The sequence below is a fragment of the Apilactobacillus apinorum genome, from assembly GCF_001281175.1.
In the GTDB taxonomy this organism is placed as follows: Bacteria; Bacillota; Bacilli; order Lactobacillales; family Lactobacillaceae; genus Apilactobacillus; species Apilactobacillus apinorum.
In genome coordinates, this window is sequence record NZ_KQ440395.1 from 18,558 (window position 1) to 41,324 (window position 22,767).

23 protein-coding genes and 1 tRNA gene are annotated in these 22,767 nt (G+C 35.5%); 16 read left to right on the forward strand and 8 right to left on the reverse strand.

The features are described from left to right. Positions 1–34 precede the first annotated feature (34 nt). The 6 genes from RZ74_RS00090 (at position 35) to RZ74_RS00110 (ending at position 4,781) form a co-directional block, all read left to right on the forward strand. The gene (locus tag RZ74_RS00090; protein ID WP_053949430.1) at positions 35–1,216 is read left to right on the forward strand and encodes an MDR family MFS transporter; all 1,182 of its coding nucleotides are present in this window, start codon (positions 35–37) and stop codon (positions 1,214–1,216) included. Positions 1,217–1,359: 143 nt separating this feature from the next. Then, positions 1,360–2,526 carry an aminotransferase class I/II-fold pyridoxal phosphate-dependent enzyme gene (locus RZ74_RS00095; RefSeq protein WP_053949431.1) on the forward strand — a complete coding sequence of 389 codons (1,167 nt, stop codon included), beginning with the start codon at positions 1,360–1,362 and terminating at the stop codon, positions 2,524–2,526. Further along, positions 2,527–3,522 (forward strand): D-2-hydroxyacid dehydrogenase, encoded by a 996-nt coding sequence (locus RZ74_RS00100; RefSeq protein ID WP_053949432.1) that lies wholly within the window; start codon positions 2,527–2,529, stop codon positions 3,520–3,522. Positions 3,523–3,535: 13 nt separating this feature from the next. Further along, complete coding sequence (locus RZ74_RS06930) at positions 3,536–3,712, forward strand: hypothetical protein (RefSeq protein ID WP_187291381.1); 177 nt, start codon at positions 3,536–3,538, stop codon at positions 3,710–3,712. An 86-nt stretch (positions 3,713–3,798) separates the two neighbouring features. Next, complete coding sequence (locus tag RZ74_RS00105) at positions 3,799–4,251, forward strand: MarR family winged helix-turn-helix transcriptional regulator (protein ID WP_053949433.1); 453 nt, start codon at positions 3,799–3,801, stop codon at positions 4,249–4,251. 14 nt (positions 4,252–4,265) lie between these two features. Then, complete coding sequence (locus tag RZ74_RS00110) at positions 4,266–4,781, forward strand: GNAT family N-acetyltransferase (protein ID WP_053949434.1); 516 nt, start codon at positions 4,266–4,268, stop codon at positions 4,779–4,781. Between the two features lie 32 nt (positions 4,782–4,813). Here the strand turns inward: RZ74_RS00110 and RZ74_RS00115 are convergent, their stop codons facing one another. After that, on the reverse strand, positions 4,814–6,181 hold the full coding sequence (locus RZ74_RS00115) for an aspartate ammonia-lyase (protein WP_053949435.1): 1,368 nt from the start codon (positions 6,179–6,181) through the stop codon (positions 4,814–4,816). A gap of 421 nt (positions 6,182–6,602) precedes the next feature. On the opposite strand from RZ74_RS00115, the gene RZ74_RS00120 reads away from it, so the two are divergent. Next, the gene (locus RZ74_RS00120; protein ID WP_053949436.1) at positions 6,603–7,754 is read left to right on the forward strand and encodes a cation:proton antiporter; all 1,152 of its coding nucleotides are present in this window, start codon (positions 6,603–6,605) and stop codon (positions 7,752–7,754) included. Between the two features lie 28 nt (positions 7,755–7,782). Here RZ74_RS00120 and RZ74_RS00125 read toward each other — a convergent pair whose 3' ends face one another. The 5 genes from RZ74_RS00125 to RZ74_RS00145 form a co-directional block, all read right to left on the reverse strand. Beyond that, positions 7,783–9,339, reverse strand: coding sequence for a bifunctional metallophosphatase/5'-nucleotidase (locus tag RZ74_RS00125; protein ID WP_053949437.1), 1,557 nt, complete (start codon positions 9,337–9,339; stop codon positions 7,783–7,785). Next, on the reverse strand, positions 9,339–10,142 hold the full coding sequence (gene phnE, locus RZ74_RS00130; protein ID WP_053949438.1) for a phosphonate ABC transporter, permease protein PhnE: 804 nt from the start codon (positions 10,140–10,142) through the stop codon (positions 9,339–9,341). The genes RZ74_RS00125 and phnE (RZ74_RS00130) overlap by 1 nt, the downstream gene beginning before the upstream one ends. 1 nt (position 10,143) lies before the next feature. Then, entirely contained in the window at positions 10,144–10,935 is a 792-nt protein-coding gene (gene phnE, locus RZ74_RS00135; RefSeq protein WP_053949439.1) for a phosphonate ABC transporter, permease protein PhnE, read from the reverse strand. Positions 10,936–10,940: 5 nt separating this feature from the next. Continuing rightward, on the reverse strand, positions 10,941–11,699 hold the full coding sequence (gene phnC / locus RZ74_RS00140) for a phosphonate ABC transporter ATP-binding protein (RefSeq protein ID WP_148562056.1): 759 nt from the start codon (positions 11,697–11,699) through the stop codon (positions 10,941–10,943). Between the two features lie 66 nt (positions 11,700–11,765). Next, a complete protein-coding gene (locus RZ74_RS00145; RefSeq protein ID WP_053949441.1) occupies positions 11,766–12,692 on the reverse strand; it encodes a phosphate/phosphite/phosphonate ABC transporter substrate-binding protein in 927 nt (308 codons plus the stop codon). Between the two features lie 280 nt (positions 12,693–12,972). Between RZ74_RS00145 and RZ74_RS00150 the strand changes: the two genes are divergently transcribed. The 3 genes from RZ74_RS00150 (at position 12,973) to RZ74_RS00160 (ending at position 14,600) form a co-directional block, all read left to right on the forward strand. Continuing rightward, entirely contained in the window at positions 12,973–13,626 is a 654-nt protein-coding gene (locus tag RZ74_RS00150; protein ID WP_053949442.1) for a CPBP family intramembrane glutamic endopeptidase, read from the forward strand. 95 nt (positions 13,627–13,721) lie between these two features. Continuing rightward, complete coding sequence (locus RZ74_RS00155) at positions 13,722–14,144, forward strand: MarR family winged helix-turn-helix transcriptional regulator (protein ID WP_053949443.1); 423 nt, start codon at positions 13,722–13,724, stop codon at positions 14,142–14,144. A gap of 12 nt (positions 14,145–14,156) precedes the next feature. Then, entirely contained in the window at positions 14,157–14,600 is a 444-nt protein-coding gene (locus RZ74_RS00160; protein ID WP_053949444.1) for a GNAT family N-acetyltransferase, read from the forward strand. 13 nt (positions 14,601–14,613) lie between these two features. Here the strand turns inward: RZ74_RS00160 and RZ74_RS00165 are convergent, their stop codons facing one another. Continuing rightward, positions 14,614–15,753 carry a cation:proton antiporter gene (locus tag RZ74_RS00165; RefSeq protein WP_053949445.1) on the reverse strand — a complete coding sequence of 380 codons (1,140 nt, stop codon included), beginning with the start codon at positions 15,751–15,753 and terminating at the stop codon, positions 14,614–14,616. 385 nt (positions 15,754–16,138) lie between these two features. Between RZ74_RS00165 and thiW the strand changes: the two genes are divergently transcribed. Further along, positions 16,139–16,645 carry an energy coupling factor transporter S component ThiW gene (thiW, locus tag RZ74_RS00170; RefSeq protein ID WP_053949446.1) on the forward strand — a complete coding sequence of 169 codons (507 nt, stop codon included), beginning with the start codon at positions 16,139–16,141 and terminating at the stop codon, positions 16,643–16,645. 95 nt (positions 16,646–16,740) lie between these two features. Here the strand turns inward: thiW and RZ74_RS00175 are convergent. Further along, a tRNA-Lys gene (locus RZ74_RS00175) sits at positions 16,741–16,813 on the reverse strand. A 353-nt stretch (positions 16,814–17,166) separates the two neighbouring features. Here RZ74_RS00175 and yycF point away from each other — a divergent pair. From yycF to RZ74_RS00200, 5 genes are read left to right on the forward strand one after another with little or no spacing between them, the layout of a single operon-like run. Beyond that, complete coding sequence (gene yycF / locus RZ74_RS00180; RefSeq protein ID WP_187291387.1) at positions 17,167–17,877, forward strand: response regulator YycF; 711 nt, start codon at positions 17,167–17,169, stop codon at positions 17,875–17,877. Between the two features lie 31 nt (positions 17,878–17,908). Beyond that, complete coding sequence (gene walK / locus RZ74_RS00185) at positions 17,909–19,765, forward strand: cell wall metabolism sensor histidine kinase WalK (protein ID WP_053949448.1); 1,857 nt, start codon at positions 17,909–17,911, stop codon at positions 19,763–19,765. After that, positions 19,755–21,053, forward strand: a complete 1,299-nt coding sequence (locus tag RZ74_RS00190) for a YycH family regulatory protein (protein WP_053949449.1) — start codon at positions 19,755–19,757, stop codon at positions 21,051–21,053. Before walK ends, RZ74_RS00190 begins: the two co-directional genes overlap by 11 nt. 18 nt (positions 21,054–21,071) lie before the next feature. Next, the gene (locus RZ74_RS00195) at positions 21,072–21,905 is read left to right on the forward strand and encodes a two-component system regulatory protein YycI (RefSeq protein ID WP_053949450.1); all 834 of its coding nucleotides are present in this window, start codon (positions 21,072–21,074) and stop codon (positions 21,903–21,905) included. A 14-nt stretch (positions 21,906–21,919) separates the two neighbouring features. Continuing rightward, positions 21,920–22,732, forward strand: coding sequence for an MBL fold metallo-hydrolase (locus tag RZ74_RS00200; protein WP_053949451.1), 813 nt, complete (start codon positions 21,920–21,922; stop codon positions 22,730–22,732). Positions 22,733–22,767: the final 35 nt, after the last annotated feature.

The following is a 22,767-nucleotide window of genomic DNA, read 5'->3' on the forward strand; positions in this document are numbered from 1 at the left end:
AGGATTTTTTTGTAAAAAATACGGGGGTGACTTGATGAATGAAATTAAGCTGCATTGGTTATTTCTAGGTTCGTTAATTAATAATATTGCGGTTAGTACCGTTTGGCCGCTGACTACGGTATATATGCATGATGCATTGGGGAAGAGTTTAACTGAGGTGGGAATAATTCTATTCCTATACTCGTCTTCAAACGTGTTGGGTAATTATATCTCAGGGAAGTTATTCGACCGTCATAACCGTTATTTTTTGACGATTTTAGGAATTATTGGTTCTATCTTAATCTCATCCGGACTGATCTTTTTTAATGGATGGCCATTTTACCCAATTGGGTTAGTTTTATTTGGATTTACGACCGGTTGGAACTTAACAATGATTAATTCGTTAGGAACAACTGTCCATTTAAAATCAGGACGATTCATTTTTAACATGTTGTACTTAGCGCAAAACGTGGGGGTTGTATTCGGGACAATTGCGGTTGGTTTCATTTATCCAATCGGGATTGGATATGTCTTCATGTTATCGACCGTTATTTTAATTATTTATGGAATTAGCGCGATTTTAACTTACCATAAACCAGGATCAATTTACCCTGTTAAACGAGATAAGGAAAAAGCGGTCAAGGTGAAGTTACCAAAACCAAATCTAACAATTATCGCTACATTCTTTTTCACATTATCAATCATTTGGATTGTCTATGAACAATGGGTATCCAACATGTCGGTCTACATTACCGGATCTGGAATTCCATTATCAATGTATAGCTTATTGTGGACACTAAACGCTTTCTTATTAGTTATCTTCCAATTGGTAATTAATTGGATTGCGCAAAAACATGATAGTTTATACTTCCAAATTTACTTTGGGATTTTATTTATTGGCTTATCATTCTTTACATTGATTTTCACGAAAACTTACCCAGGATTTGTTTTATCAATGGTAGTGCTAACTATCGGTGAAGCTTCGGTAATTCCGTCGATTCCAGCGCTAGTAAATGAATTAACACCAGTCGCAGTCAAAGGAAAATACCAAGGATTAACCAATGCATTTTCATCAATTGGAAGAGCGATTGGACCTTTGGTAGGTGGAGTCATTATTGATTTCACTTCATACGGGATGCTGTTTATTCTATGTACGATTGCCTGTGTCGCGATTATTATCGGTTCAGAAATCGTTTCTAGATATGCTCGTAATAAAGTAACTAAATATTCAGAATAAAAAGGTTTACTACAAATAAGTAGTAAACCTTTTTTATTTTTCTAATATTAAATTAATAATTCGTTTGACATTGCCCATCTATGTAGAATATTATTAACTAAACTTTTCTAATTATTTTCTAATAAAAGAAGGAGGTAATTAATATGTCCAAGCTAATCGGTAAGATTAGTCAAAAGATGAAAAATTCCAAACCGGATCAAATATTATCTTTTGGCGCTTCAATTTCTCATGTTGAGGGATTGATACCATTAACAATTGGAGAACCTGATTTCAACACTCCAACACATATTAAACAAGCCGCTATTGATGCGATTAACGACAATCAAAGCCACTACACAGACTCACGTGGAATTGAAGAATTAAGAAAGGCAGCTGTCGATTTCGTTGCCAGAAAGTATGATATTCATTACGATGCTGATTCTGAAGTGATTATCACAGTTGGGGTGACTGAAGCTATTTTCGATACTTTAGCAGCCATCTTAGACCCAGGCGATGAAGTCATTATTCCAACTCCTGCATTTTCACCATACTTTAATTGCGTTGAATTCTTTGGCGCTCACTCAGTTGAAATTGATACCTCTAAAGACGGGTTTGTATTAACGCCAGCAGTATTGGATGAAACACTTCAAAATCATCCAAAAGCCAAGGCCATCATATTAAATACACCTAACAATCCCAGCGGTGTTTCATACAACGAGGAAGAAATTAAAGCATTGTCAGATGTAATTAAAAAATATGATGTTTTCTGTATTAGTGATGAAATTTACAGTGAGTTAAATTATGAACACGAACATACTTCAATTGCAAAATACATACCAGAACAAACAATTGTCTATAATGGTGTTTCCAAGTCACATGCGATGACTGGATGGCGTATCGGGGTCATTTATGCCCCTGCTGATATCATTACAGCAATTAAATCCGTTCATGAATATACGGTTAGCGCATTGACCGCAAACGCACAATTTGCGGCTGTAGAAGCCTTTACTAACGGTAGGGATGATGGTGTTAAAATGCGTGAAATTTATCGCATTCGCCGTGATTTATTACACCAAGGGTTAACAGAAGCAGGGATTGAAAGTGTTAAACCAAGTGGAGCCTTTTATATCTTTGCTAAAATTCCAAATCGATTTGGCGATGATGATTTTGCCTTTTGTCGTCGTCTAGCTACTGAAGCAAAAGTTGGTAGTGTTCCCGGTAGTGCTTTTGGTAAAGCCGGTCGCGGTTATTTCCGTTTAAGCTATGCTACTAGTGAAGACAATCTGAAGGAAGCAATTCGTCGAATTAAAAAATTTGTGGGGGAAAATTAGATGAAGTTATTAATGTACAATGCACAATCATATGAACAAGCTAATTTTGATCGATTAGCTGAAGAAAATGGCGTTCAAATCGATATGGTCGATGTACCGTTATCAAAGGACACAGTTGATTTAGCTAATGGCTATGATGCAATTACTGTCCAACAACATAGTCCGATTCCAGATGAAATTGTATACCAAAAACTATCATCATTTGGGATTAAACAAATCTCATTAAGAACCACTGGTTTTGAAATTATTAACTTTGAAGCTGCTAAGGAATCAGATATTAAAATTACCAACGTTCCTGCATACTCACCTCGTTCAGTTAGTGAATTAGTGTTAGCAGACGTGATGGCATTGCTGCGTCATTTAAAAGAAGTGCATAATCGCCAATTGAAAAACGATTTTTGTTGGGATGGCATTCAAGCCAAAGAAATTCATAACTTAACTGTTGGAATTATTGGTGCCGGGACCATTGGTAGTGCGGTTGCTAGAATTTTTAGAGCATTAGGTGCAACCGTATTAGTTGCAGATCCAATTGAACGTACTGACTTATACGATACCGTTGAATATGTGACTTATGATCACCTATTGGCTAATTCTGATGTAGTAACAATGCATACACCACTAACAAAAGAGATGGAACATTTTATGAATTACGATCGTTTCAAGAAGATGAAGAACGATGCGATTTTCATTAATGCATCTCGTGGTGGAGTCGTTGATACCGATGCGCTATTATCAGCGTTAAAAGTTGGTGAAATTGGTGCTGCTGGAATTGATGTTTTCGAAGGTGAAGAAACAATCAGCGGAATTAATTTAGGCTCATCTGGATATGACAATGAAAATCTAGACGAATTAATTCAAATGGACAACGTTTTAGTTACACCACATATTGGTTTTTACACAGATGCGGCAGTTGCTAATATGGATAAGTTCGCGACAGAAGATGCGATTAGTATTTATCAAGGTAAGCAACCCAAACATTTAGTAGAATTTGAATAAAGGGATGAAAGATATGAATGATTATACGTTTATTATTCGGTGCATATTTGCGATAACCATTCCACTTTTAGCGATTGTATACATGTATGATCGCAAGATAAAACCTAATTTTGTATTAATGACTGTGATGCTTAGCTTCTCAGCAATTATTTCCGCAACCGTTGTTGCGAATGTATTCATGTTAATGTAAATAAAAAGAGCCCTAATCAGGGCTCTTTTTTTGCTAAAATATAATCATTTGTGATATAGTTGCATTTGCAACTAAAAGGAGAGATTATGGAAGATATTTTAAGAGAAATCGGAAGTATCGCAAGATCACTAGATTCGATTAGTAACATTGAATTCAAACAATATGAGTTATCAAAAGGCCAATATTTATACTTAGCTAGAGTATTTGAGAATCCGGGAATTATTTTAAAGGATTTGTGTGAATTGATTTGCGTTGATAAAACTACTGGTAGTAGAGCCATTAACAATATGGTGAAAAACGGTTTATTAATCAAGAAGACTGATGGTAGCAATAATAAGAATCAGCATTTATATGTAACTAAGAAAGGTGAAGAGCTTTATCCAATAATTAATAATGAAAATAATTATTCTAGTAAAGTAGCCACTATTGGACTAAATAGTGATGAAATTAAAGAATTAACTAATTTATTGAATAAAGTTAAAAACAACGTTGTAAAAGATTGGAAAGACGTCAAAAACGGTAAAAAAAGAGATTATTAAGAGGGAGCTTGATAATGACAATTAGGATGAAGAAGATAACAACAGAAGATGTAGAGACTCTTCAAAAAATTAGTATTAAAACTTTTGATGACACTTTCGGTGAATTCAATAGTAAGTCTGATTTAGAAAAGATGTATGAAACTAATTATAGTAAGGAACAACTTTCTCAAGAGATTAATGATGATAATTCTGATTTTGAATTTATTTTCGTAGACAATCAGTTAGCGGGATATTTAAAAATAAACTTTTCTGAAGCGCAATCTGAAAAAATGGGAAATGATTTTGAAGAAGTCGAAAGGATTTATATTTTAAAAGAGTTTAAAAGACGTGGATTGGGGACACATCTTATGAACTATGCACTGGATGAGGGTCGCAAGAAAAATAAAAAAGAAATTTGGTTAGGTGTTTGGGAAAATAACATTAACGCTATCAAATTTTATGAAGAAAAAGGGTTCAAACCATTTTCAGAACATGTCTTTACGGTTGGCTCTGATAAACAAAAAGATATTTTAATGAAGAAAAACATATAAAAAAAGCCCTATTTAGGGCTCTTTTTATATGCTTATTCATTTCCATTAACTAAGTATTCAGGAGAAAATAGTTGTTTTACTTTGTCTGCGGATAAAATGTTGTTTTGAATCAATAAATGCGGCACTGTATCATGTTCCTTTGTCGCACGTTTAATTAATTCGGTCGTTTTGTTGTAACCTAAGATTGGTGATAATACCGTTGCGGTAACAGCTGATTTGCGAACGTCATCTAGACATTGATCAACGTTAACATCGATTCCCACTAAACAATTATCGACTAATGTGGTAATTGCGTTGGCTAAATGAATTTCAGCGGTTAAAATGCTCTTAAACATAATTGGTTCAAATGCATTTAGCTCTAATTGACCAGCTTCTGATGCCGCAGTTACGGTTGCGTCAAAACCAATCACTTCAAATGCCACTTGGTTAACAACTTCGGGGATGACCGGGTTAACTTTGTTAGGCATGATTGATGAACCTGCTTGGCGTTTAGGAAGTAATAATTCGTTCAAACCAGATTGAGGACCGCTACCTAATAGACGTAAATCGTTACTAAACTTGGATAAGTCGACTGCTAAAGTTTTTAAACTGGAGGAGAATGCGACGAAGTGATCCGTGTTTTGGATCGCATCGATCAAGTCTGTATCTTGTTTTAATCCCATGTTGGTGATTTTATTAATTTCGTCGACGATATGTTCACGATAATATTTAGTCGTATTAGTACCGGTTCCAATCGCAGTTCCACCCATGCTGATGCTCTTTAGTTCTTCGCTAGCTTGATTAATTCGTTTTAAATCACGACGGAAGAGTGAAGCATATGCATGGAAAGATTTACCGAATGTAGTAGGAACGGCATCTTGGAGTTGCGTTCGACCTAATTTAATGGTGAATTTAAATTGTTTAGCTAAGCCATCTAAGGTTTCGATTAGGCGGTTAATTTCACCGGTTAGCTTTGGTAAACGTTTTAACATGGCCATTTTACCCGCGGTGGGGTAAGTGTCATTAGTCGATTGTGCTTGGTTAACGTCGTCATTAGGATGAATCTTAATTTCTGGATGCAATCTCATAGCGACGTTAGCGATAACCTCATTCACGTTCATATTAGTGGAAGTTCCAGCTCCACCTTGGATGGCAGGAGTGATAAAACTCTCTAAATGATGGTGTTCAAGTAAGTAATCACAAGCTTCTACAATAATGTTATGTTTTATTACATCAATTGCATTTGCATCGTAATTAGCGGTGACAGATGCTTTTTTCAGTTGAATATAACTTTCAATCACAAGTGGGTCAACTTTCTCTTTGGTAATAGGGAAATTAGTTGCGGCTCTAAGGGAATGGATGCCATATAAAGCATCATCTTCCACTTCTAGTTTACCAACGCAATCTTCTTCTAAACGCATGCAAAACATCTCCTAAATATTTATATGTTATAAAATATAACATTAAGTATAAACCAAATAGGATGATAGTCAATTAAAATTATCAAGAATGTTTCATATGAAACGAAATTAGCTAATCTATAACGTTTTTTCTTATGTTTTTCACAATAGCTTCACAAGACAAAATAAAAAGTACCTATTAATAGAGATGATCATTTAAAAATAGACATAATGACTAATTTTTATTGAAACTAAACAATCAATGAATGATATTCATGCATTAAGTCTACATAGGATAGATTCAACAATATTAGGATGCTTTTAAATTTATACAAATTGTATAAATTTAAATCGTTGACTACTGCTACTAAAAGGAATAAGTTATATATAATGATAAATCGACTAAAGAAGTAACTGTTGGTTTAAAGAAAGAAGGATGTTCTTGAATTACTTAATCGCATTATTACTTATGATTTCATTTGCTAAGTTTTTCGGATGGGTTGCTGAAAAAGCGAAGTGTCCATCAGTTGTTGGTGAAATTATTGGAGGAGTTATCTTAGGACCATCTTTCCTTCATTTAATTAGACCAAACGATATGGTAACTATCTTGGCGCAAGTTGGGGTGGTTGCTTTAATGTTTATTGCCGGTTTAACCTGTGATGTTGACAGACTAAAGAAATACTTCACTCCGGGAATTATGGTTGCTTTATTGGGGGTTATTTTCCCGGTTGCGTCCATCTATGCCATATGTCGTTACCTTCAAATCTCAATTATCGAAAGTGCCTTTATTGGGATTGTCTTCGCTGCTACATCGGTATCAATTTCAGTTGCTGTCTTAGATGAAATGAAAGAACTCAAGTCTTCAGCTGGAGTGACGATTTTAGCGGCTGCTGTCGCTGATGACATTATCTCAATTGTTTTATTAAGTGTTGCAGTTCCAGTGTTGGGAATTGGTAACGGACACGGTAGATCTGATGCAATATTCTTGGTGTTATTACAAATCGTTTATTTCCTATTTGTATGGTTATGCTACAGAATTATCATGATTATGAGATCAACTTTAGAACCACTACATATTAATCCCGGTTTGTTAGGATTGCTATTTTGTTTACTACTTTCAGGAACTGCTGAAATGGTTAAACTAAGTGGTGTTACGGGAGCGTTCTTTGCTGGTTTGATTATTAGTCAAACTCGAATAAATAAAAAATTGTCAGTTAACATGAAAGCATTAGGTGGCTTAGCGATTATTCCAATCTTCTTTGTAAGTATCGGAATCAGTATGAACATATCAAGCATCTTCGCCAACATTAATTTGTTTATTGTTTTAACAATATTGGCAATTGCTACAAAGTTCATCGGTGCTTTTATTGGCGCCAAAGTTAGTCGTTTTGATGTCAAAAATGCTGCTGAAATTGGTGCTGGAATGATTAGTAGAGGTGAAGTTGGAGTAGTTATCGCTGAAGCGGGACTAAAGAGTCACTTTATTTCTAATGCTCATTACTCAACCTTAATTGCGGTAATTGTGGTAACCACAATTTTAGCGCCGATTATTTTAAAACCAATCGTATTATGGAAACAAAAATCTGAAGAATAAAAAATAGCCGTCATCTTAATGATGATGGCTATTTTATTATCTTTAAGTTCTGAGGTTGTTCTACGATGATATTTTGGTGGTTACGTAAGTAATCAATGATGATTTTAGGCATGTCATCTTCGAATGTAGCGATAATTTTTTCTCTTGAATACATGTTATAATCACCAGCACCGACTGAGCGATATTGATTCAAACATACTTTTAACTTTTGACTATCTGAAACGGGTTTTCCTTGATAGTCCATTCTAACTACTCGTTTACCAACTGGCTTTGTTAAATCAAACGTATAGTCAATTCCAGAATAGTAATCGTAGTTAAAGTATTGCACTTTGGGTTCGCTAAATTCTTTTGAGACAACGATTTGATTATCTGTAATCGTAAAGAAACTAGCGCATCTTTCTAGTGCTGCTTTCAAATCACCACCAGACACTTCTTCCACCGCTAAGGTATTGGGAAAAATATAACTGGTTAGAACGTCTCTGACCGAGACTGAATCGTTAAATCCTGGGATGTCGTCGTTAAACAACGTGGTTGCAGCAATATCAACCTTTGCGTAATCCATCTGAATCCGGTTAATTAAGTTTAAAAAACCATTTCCAGATAGTCTAGCTTCCATTGGATTATGAACTAATCCATCACCGTTAATTTTAGCGATAGGTTGATCTAACCATGCATTGACCTCTTCTTGAACTGATTCAACCATTTCTTGTAACTGGTTATTGATTGGATATTTTTCGCAGGCTAATAATTCCGCTGTTGCGTTGGTAATCTGTTTATTTGCGTCTAATTCTAACGTTATTTCTCCGACATCTTTACCTCGATAACCAGGCTGAGTGGTTGGGATGCCATTTACCTTATCGGCAATTTCGCGATGTTGATGACCAGTAACTAGTGCATCAATTCCAGGGACTTCTTGTAATAGTTGATATCCTTCGTTTTCACCGGTGCGATTTTCTAGTAGCTCCCCGTTTTTTAAATCGCTGTCGAAACCACCATGGTAAGCAACGATAACAACGTCCGCTAGTTTTTTTAGCATAGGAACGTATTGTTTAGCGACCTCTAATGCAGAGTTAAACTGTAAGTCCCCTAAATTGCGTGAATCTTCCCAGTGGGGAACGAATTGGGTCGTTAAACCTAATATCGCAATCTTAATCCCTTTGCGGTTAATAATTGTGTAAGGACCGTCTGAGATTTTACTGATATCATCGCCAGCAATATTAGCTGCTAGAATTGGAAAAACTCGGGATTTCCATGAATCAGCAATATAATCGAGGCCATAGTTAAATTCATGATTGCCTAAAACAGCTGCATCAGGGTGTAATGCATTGGCTAACTGACTAAATAAAGCGTTTAAATGTTTTTCTTGATTAGTGCGATAAATAAAATCCGTTAAAGGAGATCCTTGAATGAAATCACCATTTTCAATATAAAGCACGATTTCATCATCATCAGCTTCACTGCGGACCTTTTCAATCCCACTGGCAGCTTTTAAATAGCCGAAACCAGTGTTTTGCGCACTGGTTTTAAAATCAGTCGGTAACAAATAACCATGCACATCACTAGTGGATAATACTCTAATTTTCATTATGAAAGCTTCTTTCTAAGGGTTCCTGAAATGAAATCGATTAAAGTTACCATGACGATGATTCCGACTAGAATAATACCGACTTTAGACCAATCTCTGGTTTGAATTGCGAATAGTAATGGTGTACCAATCCCACCGGCACCCACCATACCTAGAATGGATGCAGAACGCACCGCAATTTCGAATTGGTAAAGGGTGTATGAGATTAATGATGGAATAATGTTAGGGATTGTTGCCAAGAATAAAACATCTAATTTGTTACCGCCAGCTGATTGCAAAGCTTCGTTGGCTCCAGTATCCATAGTTTCAATCGATTCACTAAATAGTTTACCTAATTGACCGATTGAATGAATTCCTAAAGCTAATACCCCGGCGAATGAACCAGGACCAACTGCTTTGATAAACATGATGGCCAATACAATTTCTGGAAAGGCACGTACGAATACTAAAACGATTTTTCCAGAAGTAGAACGCCAGTGAATCTTATGCTTTCGATCCGTTCTAGCAGCCCAAAAGGCAAAAGGTAAGCTAAGAATGGATGAAATAAAAATTCCTAAGAAGGCAATTGCTAATGTTTGAAGGATTTGAGTGAATAAATCTTCACCACTACCATCATAAAAGTAATTCCATTGAGGATGGAAAAGTCCATGGATAATTGATTTCGTTACTGAACCAGCTGAAGCTTGTAATCCACTGAAAGACAGGCTAGTAATTGACCAGTAGTAGATGAAACCGATGATGACAATCCAGAAAATAAATGAATATCTAGAAAGCCAACTTTTTTTAATTTCTTGTTGTGCCATATTATCTTAACCTTTCTTGGAATGCGTTACTGATTCCATCGATTATGATTACTGCTATGAAAATCGTAATGATAATCACTGAAGTTTGATTATACATAAATGATGAAAGTGATCTTTGTAGGTAGACCCCAATCCCACCGGCACCTAGGTAACCTAGGACGGTTGATGCTCGAACGTTAATTTCGAATGCATATAAGAAGTAACCAACGAAGTTTTTAAAAACTTGTGGTAAAACGGCTGCGCCGATAATTTGCATCTTAGTAGCACCGGTTGAACGAAGTGCTTCGATGGGTCTTTCATCAATTGATTCGATTGATTCGTAGAATAGCTTAGAAACCATTCCAAAAGAAAAGATTGCTAGTGTGTACACACCTGAAGTAGGGCCAATTCCCACAACAGCAACGAATAATGCTGCTAATAAAAGATCGGGAATGGTTCTGATTAAGTTCAAGAAGAATCTAACAACTCCGCGGATGTATGGGTTCTTCACTGTGTTTCTAGCAGCTAGGACAGAGAAAGGAATCGCAAAAATAGTTCCAATGGTTGTACCTAGAATTGCCATTTGAATTGTTTCTAGAAGTGGACCGGTGATGATATTGAAGTATGACCAGTCTGGGTTAGACATTTTAACAATTAAATCAGCAAATTGATTCAAGTTAGTAAACAATTCAGTCCAATCTACGCCAGTAATGATGGTAGAAAGGAATAATAAAATTATGATTAGAACTAACCAAAAAATACTAACTAGGTGATACTTTTTGGTTAATGGTTGTTTTGGGATATCTGTATTCATATTTATCACTTCGCTTTGTTTGCGTAAATTTCCGCAAAGTCTTCCTTTTTAACGTTTTCAATTGGTTGATCGTAAACAATTTCACCGGCGCGGATACCGATAATACGACTAGCGTAAGTTCTAGCGATACGAACTGAGTGAAGGTTAACTACAACAGTCATTCCTAGCTCTTCGTTTAGTCGTTTTAAGTCATCCATAACGGCGCTAGAAGTTACTGGGTCAAGGGATGCGATTGGTTCATCCGCTAAGATGATGTTTGGATCTTGCATTAATGTACGGGCAATCGCAACACGTTGTTGTTGACCACCAGATAGGTCATCAACCTTAGCGTATAGTTTTTCAATCATGTTAACGCTACGTAATGCTTCAACCGCTTTTTGTTTGTCTGCTTTACTAAATAGTCCCAAAACACTCTTCCAAGTAGGGTAGTAACCAACGCGACCATTTAAAACGTTTCTTTGAACGGTTGATTGTTTGACTAGATTAAAACTTTGGAAAATCATACCAATGTTTCTACGAAGCTTACGTAATGACTTATCACGGTAGTGAACGATGGATTCGCCATTTACCAAAATGTCACCAGATGTTATGTCGTGCATTTTGTTGATAGTTCTTAATAGGGTACTTTTTCCGGCTCCTGATAAACCGACGATGGCGACGAATTCGCCTTTTTTAATATCTAAGTTAATGTTCTTTAGACCCACGTTTCCGTTAGGGTAGACCTTTTTAACGTCTTTAAAAGAAATGATTGATTCCATAGGGATGAGTTTCTCCTTTTCAAAACAATAGCCTGCAGAAATTTCTTTCTAACAGGCTATTTATCTCTTTAATTATTTGTTTAGACTTTCAGCAATTTTTTCGTATTTACGTAATTGGTTGAAGTCACTATCTTTTGAGTCTTTGTAGCCTTGGTGAGCGTAAACAGTAGACATGATTTCATGACCTTGTTTAGTCTTAATAATTGCTTTAAATGCGGCAGCAATCTTCTTTTGCCACTTAGCTGACATATCACCGCGAACGGTAATTGTGTCATTTGGAATACCAGCAGTGGTGTAAATAGGAACCACCTTACTCATAATGTCTGGGGCATCCTTTTTAACTAGGTTTCTAGCACCTTGGAATACGAAAGCAGCATCAGTGTCTTTGTTGTAAACAGATAATACAGCTTGATCATGACCCTTAACTTGAACGGTTTGGATACCGTCTTTGTTAATGTTGATACCGTGTTCCTTTAGTGCAACGACTGGGTAAACCCAACCAGCAGCAGAAGTGGTATCTTGAACAGCAATCTTTTTACCCTTTAAATCTTTTAGTGATTTAATACCGCTGTTCTTTCTAACTAAGATTTGTGCATAGTAATGATTTTGTAAGTGAGTACCAAAAACATCGTTTGGTTCAATGTAGTTAAATCTTAGAGCTTGTAATAGCACTTTAGTGTTGTATTCTTTGTGAGATAGAGTGTAAGCATCAGGTGGAAGAAAACCAACATCAACTTTCTTTGATCCCATTGCTTCGACGATAGTGTTGTAATCAGTTGAAACACTAACGTGAACTGGAATCCCAAGTTGTTTCTTTAGTAGTTTTTCCAATGGTTTAGCCTTGGCTTCCATGGTAGTAGCATTTGAAGATGGTACAAATTGAACATTTAGTTCCTTGGGGGTGTAATTCTTTGCAGATTTTTGATTCCCACAAGCAGCTAAAACGAAAACGCTAAGTAAAACGGAGCTTAAAGCAACCATTTTCTTGAAACTTTTCATCATAATCTCTCCCTATAGTTCGTGTTTTGGTTATTACATGTATTATTTTAACATAAAAAATATGGTTGTCTACATAAAATACGAACTATTCTCTAATTTTTTGCTCAATGAAACTAAAAATGTTGTCAAAACACGATTGATTTTAGTTTTAAAACCGAAAAATATTCGCGTTAACATAATGAAGCGTTCTTTTAAAATTTTTATAAGAATTGCGGCCGCTTATTGCAAAAAGGCTAATCTAAATTACTATTAAAGTATTAATTAACAGGGGATTTTATAAATGAAATTAATTAAAGTAATTGGCCAAATTATTTTACTAGCAGTTTTATTAGTGCTATCACCATTTGTTGGATTGGTATCTTACCCAGTCGATTCAAATAGTAATGCGGCGTTTTCACTATTAGTGATTGAAGTTATCCTCGCAACTTTATTTGTGATTGCGGTAACTGCCATCATATATTGGATATTATTCAGAAAAAACTTATTTCAATTATTTAAGGATAACCACTGGTCTTACAAAGTTCTGATATATGCAGCCATCATGATTGGACTAGTTCTACTAATGATGTTAGCCAGTGGCATTCCACACCAAGGACTATACAATAACTTGGTTAAAATCACTGGATTTGGTGATCCAAAATTACAATATTTCTTTATCATTATTAGTGGTGTACTGGCACCAATTGCGGAAGAACTTTATTTTAGAGGATTGATCTTTACTTATGTGAGAAGCATTTCCAATGTCACTATTGCGATTATTGTGTCATCAATTTTCTTTGGTTTAGCTCATTCTTTCGTAAATCCATACATTTTCATCTCACATGCAGTGGTAAGTATTTTCATCGGATTAGCTCGTCAAAAGTCAAATGGAATGATTGTACCAATTATCATGCATATGATTTGGAACCTACTAATTTTCGCATTAATTCTATAGAAAAAAGACACCGCGTTTTGCGGTGTTTTTATTTGAAATGAATTTAGTGGACAAAAGCAACCTTTTTGCTATAATTTAAAAAAGAGGTGATTAGGTTGCAAAAGTCACAAATTCAGGCAATTCGCCATTTTAATCGATTATATACACAGAAATTAGGATTATTAAAAAAGAACGTTTTTAATAGTGAAATCAGCTGGGCAGAAGCACGCATTTTAATGGAAATTAGTGAAATTGAGACTCCAACATTAGTGATCATTGCGAAAAATCTGGAACTAGATAAGAGTTATGTCAGTCGGGTAATTCAAAAACTATCCGGTTTAAAATATTTAACTAAGCAAGCGTCACCATCAGATAAAAGAGCCAAAATATTAGTATTAACCGCTGCTGGTCAATCGGTGGTTGACCAACTTAATCAAGCATCGGATGACCAAATTAACTTAATGTTAGCTAGTTTGAATCAACCAGAACAGGATGCATTCTATCAATCGGTAGTCAACTTAGAAAAGTTATTAGACTAGGAGGAATTTAATATGTGGGTAACTAAAGCGTTTCAAGATTTAACATTAGAAGAACTATATGAAATTTATCGTGTCCGTTCAGCGGTTTTTGTGGAAGAACAACAGATTGTTTATGCCGATCCGGACGAAAACGATAAACAAGCATTGCATTTATTTGAAATTCACGATGGCGTGATTATAGCCTACGCTCGTATTTTTGAAGATGGTGATCACGTTACTTTTGGTCGTGTGTTAACTACTTCTTCAGTTCGCGGAACGGGGAAAGGCAAAGAATTACTCCAACATATTTTAGACGTTGTGAAAAACAAATTTGATGGTGTTGAAATCAAAATCGATGCCCAAGCACATGCGGTGGGATACTATGAAAAAGGTGGCTTTACTGTCACCAGTGAACCATTCATCGAAGCTGGAATTTATCATATTAAGATGACATATCCGGAACAAAAAAACAGCTGAATTAGCTGCTTTTTTATTTCTTTTTAATAACCATGCGCAACAATATGGGTGTAATAATTGTAGTTATGATGATAACAGCAATGATAGTTGAGTAATATTCGGCAGAAATTAACTGATTTTTGAAACCAATTTCGGCAATGATTAATCCCACTTCTCCGCGACTTATCATTCCAATCCCAATTTGTGAAGCATTGTTACGACTAAACTTGAATAAACGGGCACCGCTATAGGCACCAATGAATTTGGTTAATACAGCAATTATCAACATTAGTATGAATAATCCACTATTATCGAAAATGCCGTCTAATTTAACGCTTAATCCCACGTTAATAAAAAACAATGGAATTAAAAATAGCTGACCAAATTGATCAATTTTATCTGTAAGATGTTCTTTGAACTTAGTTTGACCAATGATAATTCCTGCAAAAAATGCCCCTGTGATGGCGCTAACTTGGACTAATTCAGCAATTCCTGACAATAGCAGTGCAAACGCCAAAGCTAAGATGGGAAAGATTGATTTTAGTTTCTCGAATCTGACTAACGGTATTTTTTTAATGATAAATGATAATAACCATATTAAGAAAAAGAAGGCGATTTGATAGCTGATTAAGGAATATAAATTAACTTGATTATTACTATCCCCTATTCCAGTAAAAGATATAACAATGCTTAATAATAGAATGGATAAAATGTCATCAGCAACAGCAGCTCCTAAAATGGTTGTACCAGCCTGAGTTTTTAGTTTGTTCAGTTCTTTAAGGACGGCAACAGAGATAGATACAGATGTTGCAGCAAAAATAATGCCGACAAACAAACTTTCGATTTTGGATAATTCCATTATTTGACCCATCCAATACATTCCGATAATTGGTAAAAGAATTCCTAAAAATGCAATTGTAATACTAGGTTTGAAATACTTTTTAAGTAGCTGTAAATCACATTCTAGTCCTGCAATAAACATTAGAACGATAACGCCTAGTTCAGCCATCGATGAAATTAAGTGGTTTCCATGAATGATGTTTAAGATTGATGGACCTAAAAATATTCCAGCAATCATATATCCTAAGACGGTTGGTAATTTTATTTTTAAAAACACTTGTCTAAAAAATAATGCGGTAAATAATAGAATGGCTAAAGTCAGTAATTGATTCACGAAATCTTCCTCTCAAATAAATTACAGCAGATTATATATTGTTTTTTCAATCTCGTAAACATTACCGAGTCGGGCTTAATAAATATGAAGAAACTAGTAATTGAATAAATTTTTTATATCTTTAAAGTACTGATATATCAACTAATATAGTTAATATTCCAAAAAACTTTGACTATGTTGCCAAAGTTCGATAAGCTTTAATCATACAAACATTAATGGGGTGCTTTAACCGGCTGAGATTATACCCAAGAACCTGATCCAGATAATACTGGCGCTAGGGAAGATAACGCACTTGGACTGGCCCTATCTATTCAGATAGGGACATTTTTAATTTTTTCCGACGAATCGACTCCATTAATGTTTTTGTTTATAGGAGGAGATTTTGATGGATTCAAAGGTAAATGTTAAAAAACTGACCATATTAGCGATTATGATTGCACTTGATTTTGTGTTATCACCAATTTTTAGAATTGAAGGGATGGCACCAATGTCGAGTGTGCTAAATGTGACTGCTGCAGTCTTAATGGGACCATGGTATGCGTTAGTCATGGCGATTGTTTGTGCATGTTTAAGAATGATGTTATTAGGAATTCCGCCATTGGCGTTCACTGGAGCGGTCTTTGGTGCTTTACTAGCGGGATTATGCTATCTTACATATCGTAAAAGTTGGATGGCAGTGATTGGTGAAATTTTTGGGACTGGAGTATTAGGTTCACTTGCATCATACCCTGTCATGGTTTGGTACACAGGAACTCACAACCAATTATTTTGGTTTGTGTTCACCCCTAAATTCTTCGGTGGTGCGATTTCAGGTTCAATCATTGCGTACTTATTACTATTGAAGTTATCTAAGACAAAACAATTTAAAGATATTCAAAAACTATTTTTATAAATAAACTAAAAAACCACTCATCGTTGAGTGGTTTTTGTTTAGGATATTTTTTACAACAAAAAAGACATCGCCTAAGCGATGTCTTTTTTCAGTTATGGGCAGTCAGGGGATCGAACCCTGGACCCACGGATTAAGAGTCCGTTGCTCTGCCAGCTGAGCTAACTGCCCAAATTATTTAAGTCGGTCATAACCAACAAAAAATATAATACCATGTTTGAGTAAGTATTGCAATAACTTTTTTGAAATTATCAATCAGTTAATTACTTTTTCCTCAAAATCAACGATATTTATAATAGCATGTCCCACAAAGTTTTGACAAGACCCAAATTTACGAAAAAGACAATTTTTAAGAATTGATAACGAAAAGATTACGTTTAGAAATCAAATGTCTAAGCGTGTTATAATATAAATGTTAGACGGCACAAAAATGTATATAATGAAGCTGCTGAATTTAAGGACAGCCCGCCACTAACATAAAAACGGATTTTTAAAAGAATAGATTCCTGTTAAGGAGATAGAATATTATGGCAAAAATTTTAGTTGTAGATGACGAAAAACCAATCACAGATATCGAAAAATTTAACTTAGAAAAAGAAGGTTACGATGTAGTCGTAGCATACGATGGTGAAGAAGCACTTCAAAAAGTAGAAGAAGAATCACCAGATCTTATTATCCTAGATTTAATGTTACCAAAGGTCGACGGTCTAGAAGTCGCACGTGAAGTTAGAAAGACTCGTGATATGCCAATTATTATGGTAACTGCTAAAGACTCTGAATTAGATAAAGTTTTAGGTCTTGAATTAGGTGCTGATGACTATGTTACAAAACCATTCTCAAACCGTGAACTAGTTGCGCGTGTTAAGGCCAACTTAAGACGTCAATCAAGCAATGATAACGGCCAGGTTCAAGATGGCGAAAATAAAGACATCAAGATTGGTGATTTAGTTATTCACCCAGAAGCATACACAGTTACAAAACGTGGTGAAAACATCGAATTAACTCATCGTGAATTCGAATTATTACATTACTTAGCTCAACACATTGGCCAAGTAATGACCAGAGAACATTTATTACAAACCGTATGGGGTTACGACTACTTCGGTGATGTACGTACAGTTGATGTTACTGTCCGTCGTTTAAGAGAAAAAGTCGAAGACAATCCAAGTCACCCATTATGGTTGATTACTAGACGTGGGGTTGGTTATTACCTACGTAATTCAGAACAAGAATAATCATTTAATCATGTACAAGGAGTAGTTTGCGGTGAATAGTAGGATTAAGTATTTTCAATCGATTCATTTTAAAATTGCGCTAGTATTGGCGTTAATCTTATTGGTGACCCTAGAAATTGTTGGGGCCGTTTTTGTGAACCAATTGGAAAATAAAAATATGGCATCATTTAAAAAACAAGTCCAAGTGCCAACTTACATAAACACCACTCTAACCAACGAACTTTCTAGTTCAAACACCAGCAAGGCCAACATTCGTATTAAGTCATTGCTTTCAAATATTGATAGCAATAACTACACCGAAATTAAGGTCGTTGATGCGAAAAATACCATTCGTGGAACAAATGAATTAGGTGATCAAAGCTCAGTTGGTCAAAAGAACTTCCGTACTGACATTAAAAATGCGATTTTAACCCGTCGTTCATCGAGTTCAATTACCAGCAACCCTGGTGATAACTCTAGATACTACACTGTGATTACACCGTTAATTAAAAGTAGTAATAATGAATTAGTCGGAATCGTGTATATTCACGCTAATTTAAATACGGTTTATAACGAAATCAATCAGATTACGGTTATTTATGTTGCCGCCGCGATTGTGGCTATTTTAGCGGGTCTATTGATTTCTATTGTGATTTCCAAAGCGATTACCAAACCGATTGATGAAATGAAGAAACAAACCTTACAAATTGCCAGAGGGGATTACTCTGGTCAAGTTCACGTATATGGTCGTGACGAATTAGGTCAATTGGCCAATGCCGTTAATAACCTATCTGTAAAGGTTGAAGAATCACAAGAATCCACTGAATCTGAAAGACAACGACTAGATTCTGTTTTGACTAATATGACCGATGGGGTTATTGCGACCGATCGTCGTGGATACGTGATTATTATGAATGACGAGGCTGCCAGCTTCTTGGAAATTAACGAAGAAGAAGCCCTTGGTAATTCTATTTTAGATATCTTAGATATCAGAAAAGAATACAGCCTTCGTGATTTAATTGAAAATCCAGATGAAACCATTATTGATCGTTCAGATAAAGATCATGATTTAATTTTGCATGCTCATTTCTCACTAATCCAACGAGACTCTGGTTTCGTTTCAGGGTTAGTCTGTGTGCTACATGATGTTACTGAACAACAAAAGATTGATAATGACCGAAAAGAATTCGTTTCAAATGTTTCACACGAATTGAGAACACCATTAACTAGTGTGCACTCATACATCGAAGCGCTTCAAGATGGGGCCTGGAAAGATCCAGAAATAGCGCCTAATTTCTTGAAAGTAACGCAAGAAGAAACCGATCGTATGATTCGTATGATTAATGACCTATTGACGCTTTCTAGAATGGATTCTGGAACCCAAAAAATTGATAAAGAATTAGTCAATATTACCGAATTGTTCAACTATATTTTGAACCGTTTTGACATGATTATTAAATCAGATGGTAATAATGATGAAAAACCAAATAAACACTACCGAATTGAACGTCGATTTACTAAGTCTGATTTATGGGTAGAAGTCGATACTGACCGTTTTACACAAGTAATAGATAACTTAATGAATAATGCGATTAAATACTCTCCTGATGGTGGTGTAATTACTTGTTCTCTATACAAGACCAAGAATAGCGTTATTTTAAGCGTTCGTGACCAAGGTTTAGGAATTCCAAGAAGTTCTATTCCACACATTTTTGACCGTTTCTACCGTGTTGATAAGGCTCGTTCTAGAGCTCAAGGTGGAACTGGTTTAGGACTAGCCATTTCTAAAGAAGTGGTCCAAGCACTAGGTGGTAAGATCTGGGTAGAAAGTACCGAAAACCGCGGTTCAACTTTCTACATTTCACTACCATACGAACCAATTGAGGAGGACTTATGGGATGAAGATTAAACAACTGGTTTTACCAATCTTATTAGCATCAGCAGTTGGTGTGAGTCTATTTCTATCTGCTTCGATTTTGGTTAACCCGGCGCACTATGACCGCTCCAATCAAAAGGAAAGCAGTCAAACTGCTCAAATTGATTCCAAACCAATGTCATCAGTTTATTCACCTACTCAGGTGGTCCAAACCAAGGACAACGGTAAACAATATTTGTTAACTAACCAATCAGTCAACTTGATTACTGAAATTGGTTTACAAATGAACAACTACAAGGATGCTAAATATACGGCATTAAATGGTGACGAAAAAGATTACTTTAATCTTTTGAATACCCGAGATTCAGTTTTACTAAGTTATCCTAGTAGCATTAATCTAAAAATCGTTAGCAAGTTCATTAATAACGCTTTTGATAAGCTACCAAACGTAACGATTAATCGTATTTTGATTCCTTTTGATAATAGTAATAATATCTATTTACTATCTGATAATGGTTTTAAAATATATCGTGTCAACGTGAAGAACACTAATATTTCAGGAATTCAAAAGATTATTTCTGAAAACGTCAGATCAATTGACGTTAGCATCAAAAAGTTAAACGATAAACCATTTATCGACTTTACTGATTCGTTCAAGATGCCACAATATGCATACTTGATTAACAAGACTTCACAAAACTACTATGTAACTAGATTACTTTCTGATTCACAAGACGTGACGGTGAAGAGACATCGTGACTCAACGGTTTATAACGATGAAAATTCTAGACAAATTACATTCTCTAACGACGGAGAAGTTAATTACTACGACAGTCATCCGGGTGTAATTTCAACCAATATGACCCAGTTCTTAACGGATTCGTATAATAATATTTCGCAAATTTCAATTAACGATAACTTAGCTAATATTCGTTTCTTCGATTACAACTCTAAGAGTTCTAAGGTGGTTTATAGAAACTATGTTGAAGGTTTCCCAATCTTTGACCAAACACCATATGGAGCAATCGAGATGAAATTAGTGGATAACACTTCATTGAAGTACAACTTCTCATTGAAGACACTCCAAATTCCGGTACCAACAGGTCGTGGTGATATTGAGTTGCCTTCTAGTGACAATGTTTTAAAATTAATTCATGCATATGGATACGACATGTCCAAGGTAACTGGCATCGAATTAGGGTACCAATGGAGCAATACCAAGTCATCAAGCATCTTGATTACCTTGGAACCCACTTGGTTCGTTAAATATAACGGAAAGTATGTAAACTACCACCAATTACTTGGTAGAGGCATTCAATAAATATAGGAGGAGCGCTAGATGGATTTCAAAAAAATTCAAATCATCTTTTTGGTTATCTTTGTGATGATTGATTTATTTCTATTTTCTTTGTTTAGACAAAACGCTAACTTACAAACTGAAAATAGTAATAAGGGTAGTGATACTGAAATCATTAAGCAAATGCAAAATGATCAAATCACGGTATCGCCTAAGCTATCAACTAGCGGTGAAACTGGTTATTACTTATCAGCAGTTAACGACGATACGTTAGATACCACTAAGTCGAAGTTGAAAAATCAAAAAACCACATATAGTAACCATATTTTAAGAAGTACCTTTAAGCGTCCTATCGGGTTATATTCAGGTAACTACCATGAAATTTTAGATAAATTAATGAAAAAAGATACATTCGTCGCTCATGGTAGTTCATACGAATATAATTCAGACCTATCTACCAAGACTAGTGTAGTTTACTCACAAAAAATTGATGATGGTGGAACCATGTATGGTCCCCGTCATGGTGAAATTATTTTCGATGTTTCAGCAGATCATTTATTAGTGGGTTATACCCAAAGTTATATGAATGATGTTAGTGTTTTACGTGAAAAAACCGATATTATTTCACCAACCAAAGCGCTAGTTTGGTTATATCAATACAATGAAATCCCTGACAATTCTAAGATTAAATGGGTTAAAATGTATTACACTCAATTACTATCAATTAAAAACAATGTCGTTTTAATTCCTACGTGGGTAATTGGTTATACTAGCAGTGGTTCTTCATCAATGACCATTAAGCGAATTAATGCCTTTAATGGTGCTATCCTAGATGGTGAAGGTACTACTAAAGCAGCAACTTCAAATGATAATTAGAAATGAGGATCAACATGAACAACGATGCAGATGATATGAGGATTAGTGTTTTATCAAGTGGAAGTGGTGGAAACGTCATCTACATTGAAACTAATCAGCATAAAATTCTATTAGATGCGGGTCTGTCGGGGGTTCGTATCGAACGATTGATGGCATCCATTAACCGTTCTATGAAAGATGTCGATATGATGTTAGTAACACATGAACATACCGACCATAGTAAAGCAGTCGGGGTCTTAGCCCGTCGCTATCCTCAAATTAATGTTTACGCTAATCAACCAACTTGGGACGCCATGGCAGATACCATCGGTGAAGTTCCGTTAGCGCAAAAAAATATTTTCCCCCCTAACATGGCAATGAGCTTTGGGGACGTTGATATTGAAAGTTTTGCCGTTTCACATGATGCGGCGCAAGCACAATTTTATAACTTTCATCATCGCAATAAGAGCTTTGTGGTCTTAACCGATGTGGGATACATTTCAGATTACATTTACGGCACGATTAAAAATGCCAATACCTATCTATTGGAATGTAATCATGATGTGGAAATGCTACGTAGTGGTGATTATCCATGGTCATTAAAACAACGTATTTTAGGGGATGAAGGGCATTTATCTAATGAAGATGGTGCCAACACCTTGATGGAAGCAATTGGGAATTCCACCGACCGGATTTTTATTGGCCACCGTAGTCATCACAACAATATTAAGGAATTAGCGCACCTTACCGTTGCTTCTATGTTAGAAGAAAACGATTTTGGTGTCGGGACAGATTTTGAATTATTAGATACAGATGTGGAAAAAGCATCCGATTTATTTACACTTTAGTTTGATTTAAGTTTACTAGATATAATAATGGTAAT

Coding starts and splice junctions, on each gene's coding strand:
- thiW (WP_053949446.1), top strand. CDS start 16,139: ATGGATTCAAAGGTAAATGTTAAAAAACTGACCATATTAGCGATTATG.
- RZ74_RS00150 (WP_053949442.1), top strand. CDS start 12,973: ATGAAATTAATTAAAGTAATTGGCCAAATTATTTTACTAGCAGTTTTA.
- RZ74_RS00190 (WP_053949449.1), top strand. CDS start 19,755: ATGAAGATTAAACAACTGGTTTTACCAATCTTATTAGCATCAGCAGTT.
- RZ74_RS00090 (WP_053949430.1), top strand. CDS start 35: ATGAATGAAATTAAGCTGCATTGGTTATTTCTAGGTTCGTTAATTAAT.
- RZ74_RS00145 (WP_053949441.1), bottom strand. CDS start 12,692: ATGAAAAGTTTCAAGAAAATGGTTGCTTTAAGCTCCGTTTTACTTAGC.
- RZ74_RS00200 (WP_053949451.1), top strand. CDS start 21,920: ATGAACAACGATGCAGATGATATGAGGATTAGTGTTTTATCAAGTGGA.
- RZ74_RS00105 (WP_053949433.1), top strand. CDS start 3,799: ATGGAAGATATTTTAAGAGAAATCGGAAGTATCGCAAGATCACTAGAT.
- RZ74_RS00100 (WP_053949432.1), top strand. CDS start 2,527: ATGAAGTTATTAATGTACAATGCACAATCATATGAACAAGCTAATTTT.
- RZ74_RS00095 (WP_053949431.1), top strand. CDS start 1,360: ATGTCCAAGCTAATCGGTAAGATTAGTCAAAAGATGAAAAATTCCAAA.
- RZ74_RS00110 (WP_053949434.1), top strand. CDS start 4,266: ATGACAATTAGGATGAAGAAGATAACAACAGAAGATGTAGAGACTCTT.
- RZ74_RS00125 (WP_053949437.1), bottom strand. CDS start 9,339: ATGAAAATTAGAGTATTATCCACTAGTGATGTGCATGGTTATTTGTTA.
- RZ74_RS00195 (WP_053949450.1), top strand. CDS start 21,072: ATGGATTTCAAAAAAATTCAAATCATCTTTTTGGTTATCTTTGTGATG.
- RZ74_RS06930 (WP_187291381.1), top strand. CDS start 3,536: ATGAATGATTATACGTTTATTATTCGGTGCATATTTGCGATAACCATT.
- phnE (WP_053949438.1), bottom strand. CDS start 10,142: ATGGCACAACAAGAAATTAAAAAAAGTTGGCTTTCTAGATATTCATTT.
- RZ74_RS00115 (WP_053949435.1), bottom strand. CDS start 6,181: ATGCGTTTAGAAGAAGATTGCGTTGGTAAACTAGAAGTGGAAGATGAT.
- phnE (WP_053949439.1), bottom strand. CDS start 10,935: ATGAATACAGATATCCCAAAACAACCATTAACCAAAAAGTATCACCTA.
- RZ74_RS00160 (WP_053949444.1), top strand. CDS start 14,157: ATGTGGGTAACTAAAGCGTTTCAAGATTTAACATTAGAAGAACTATAT.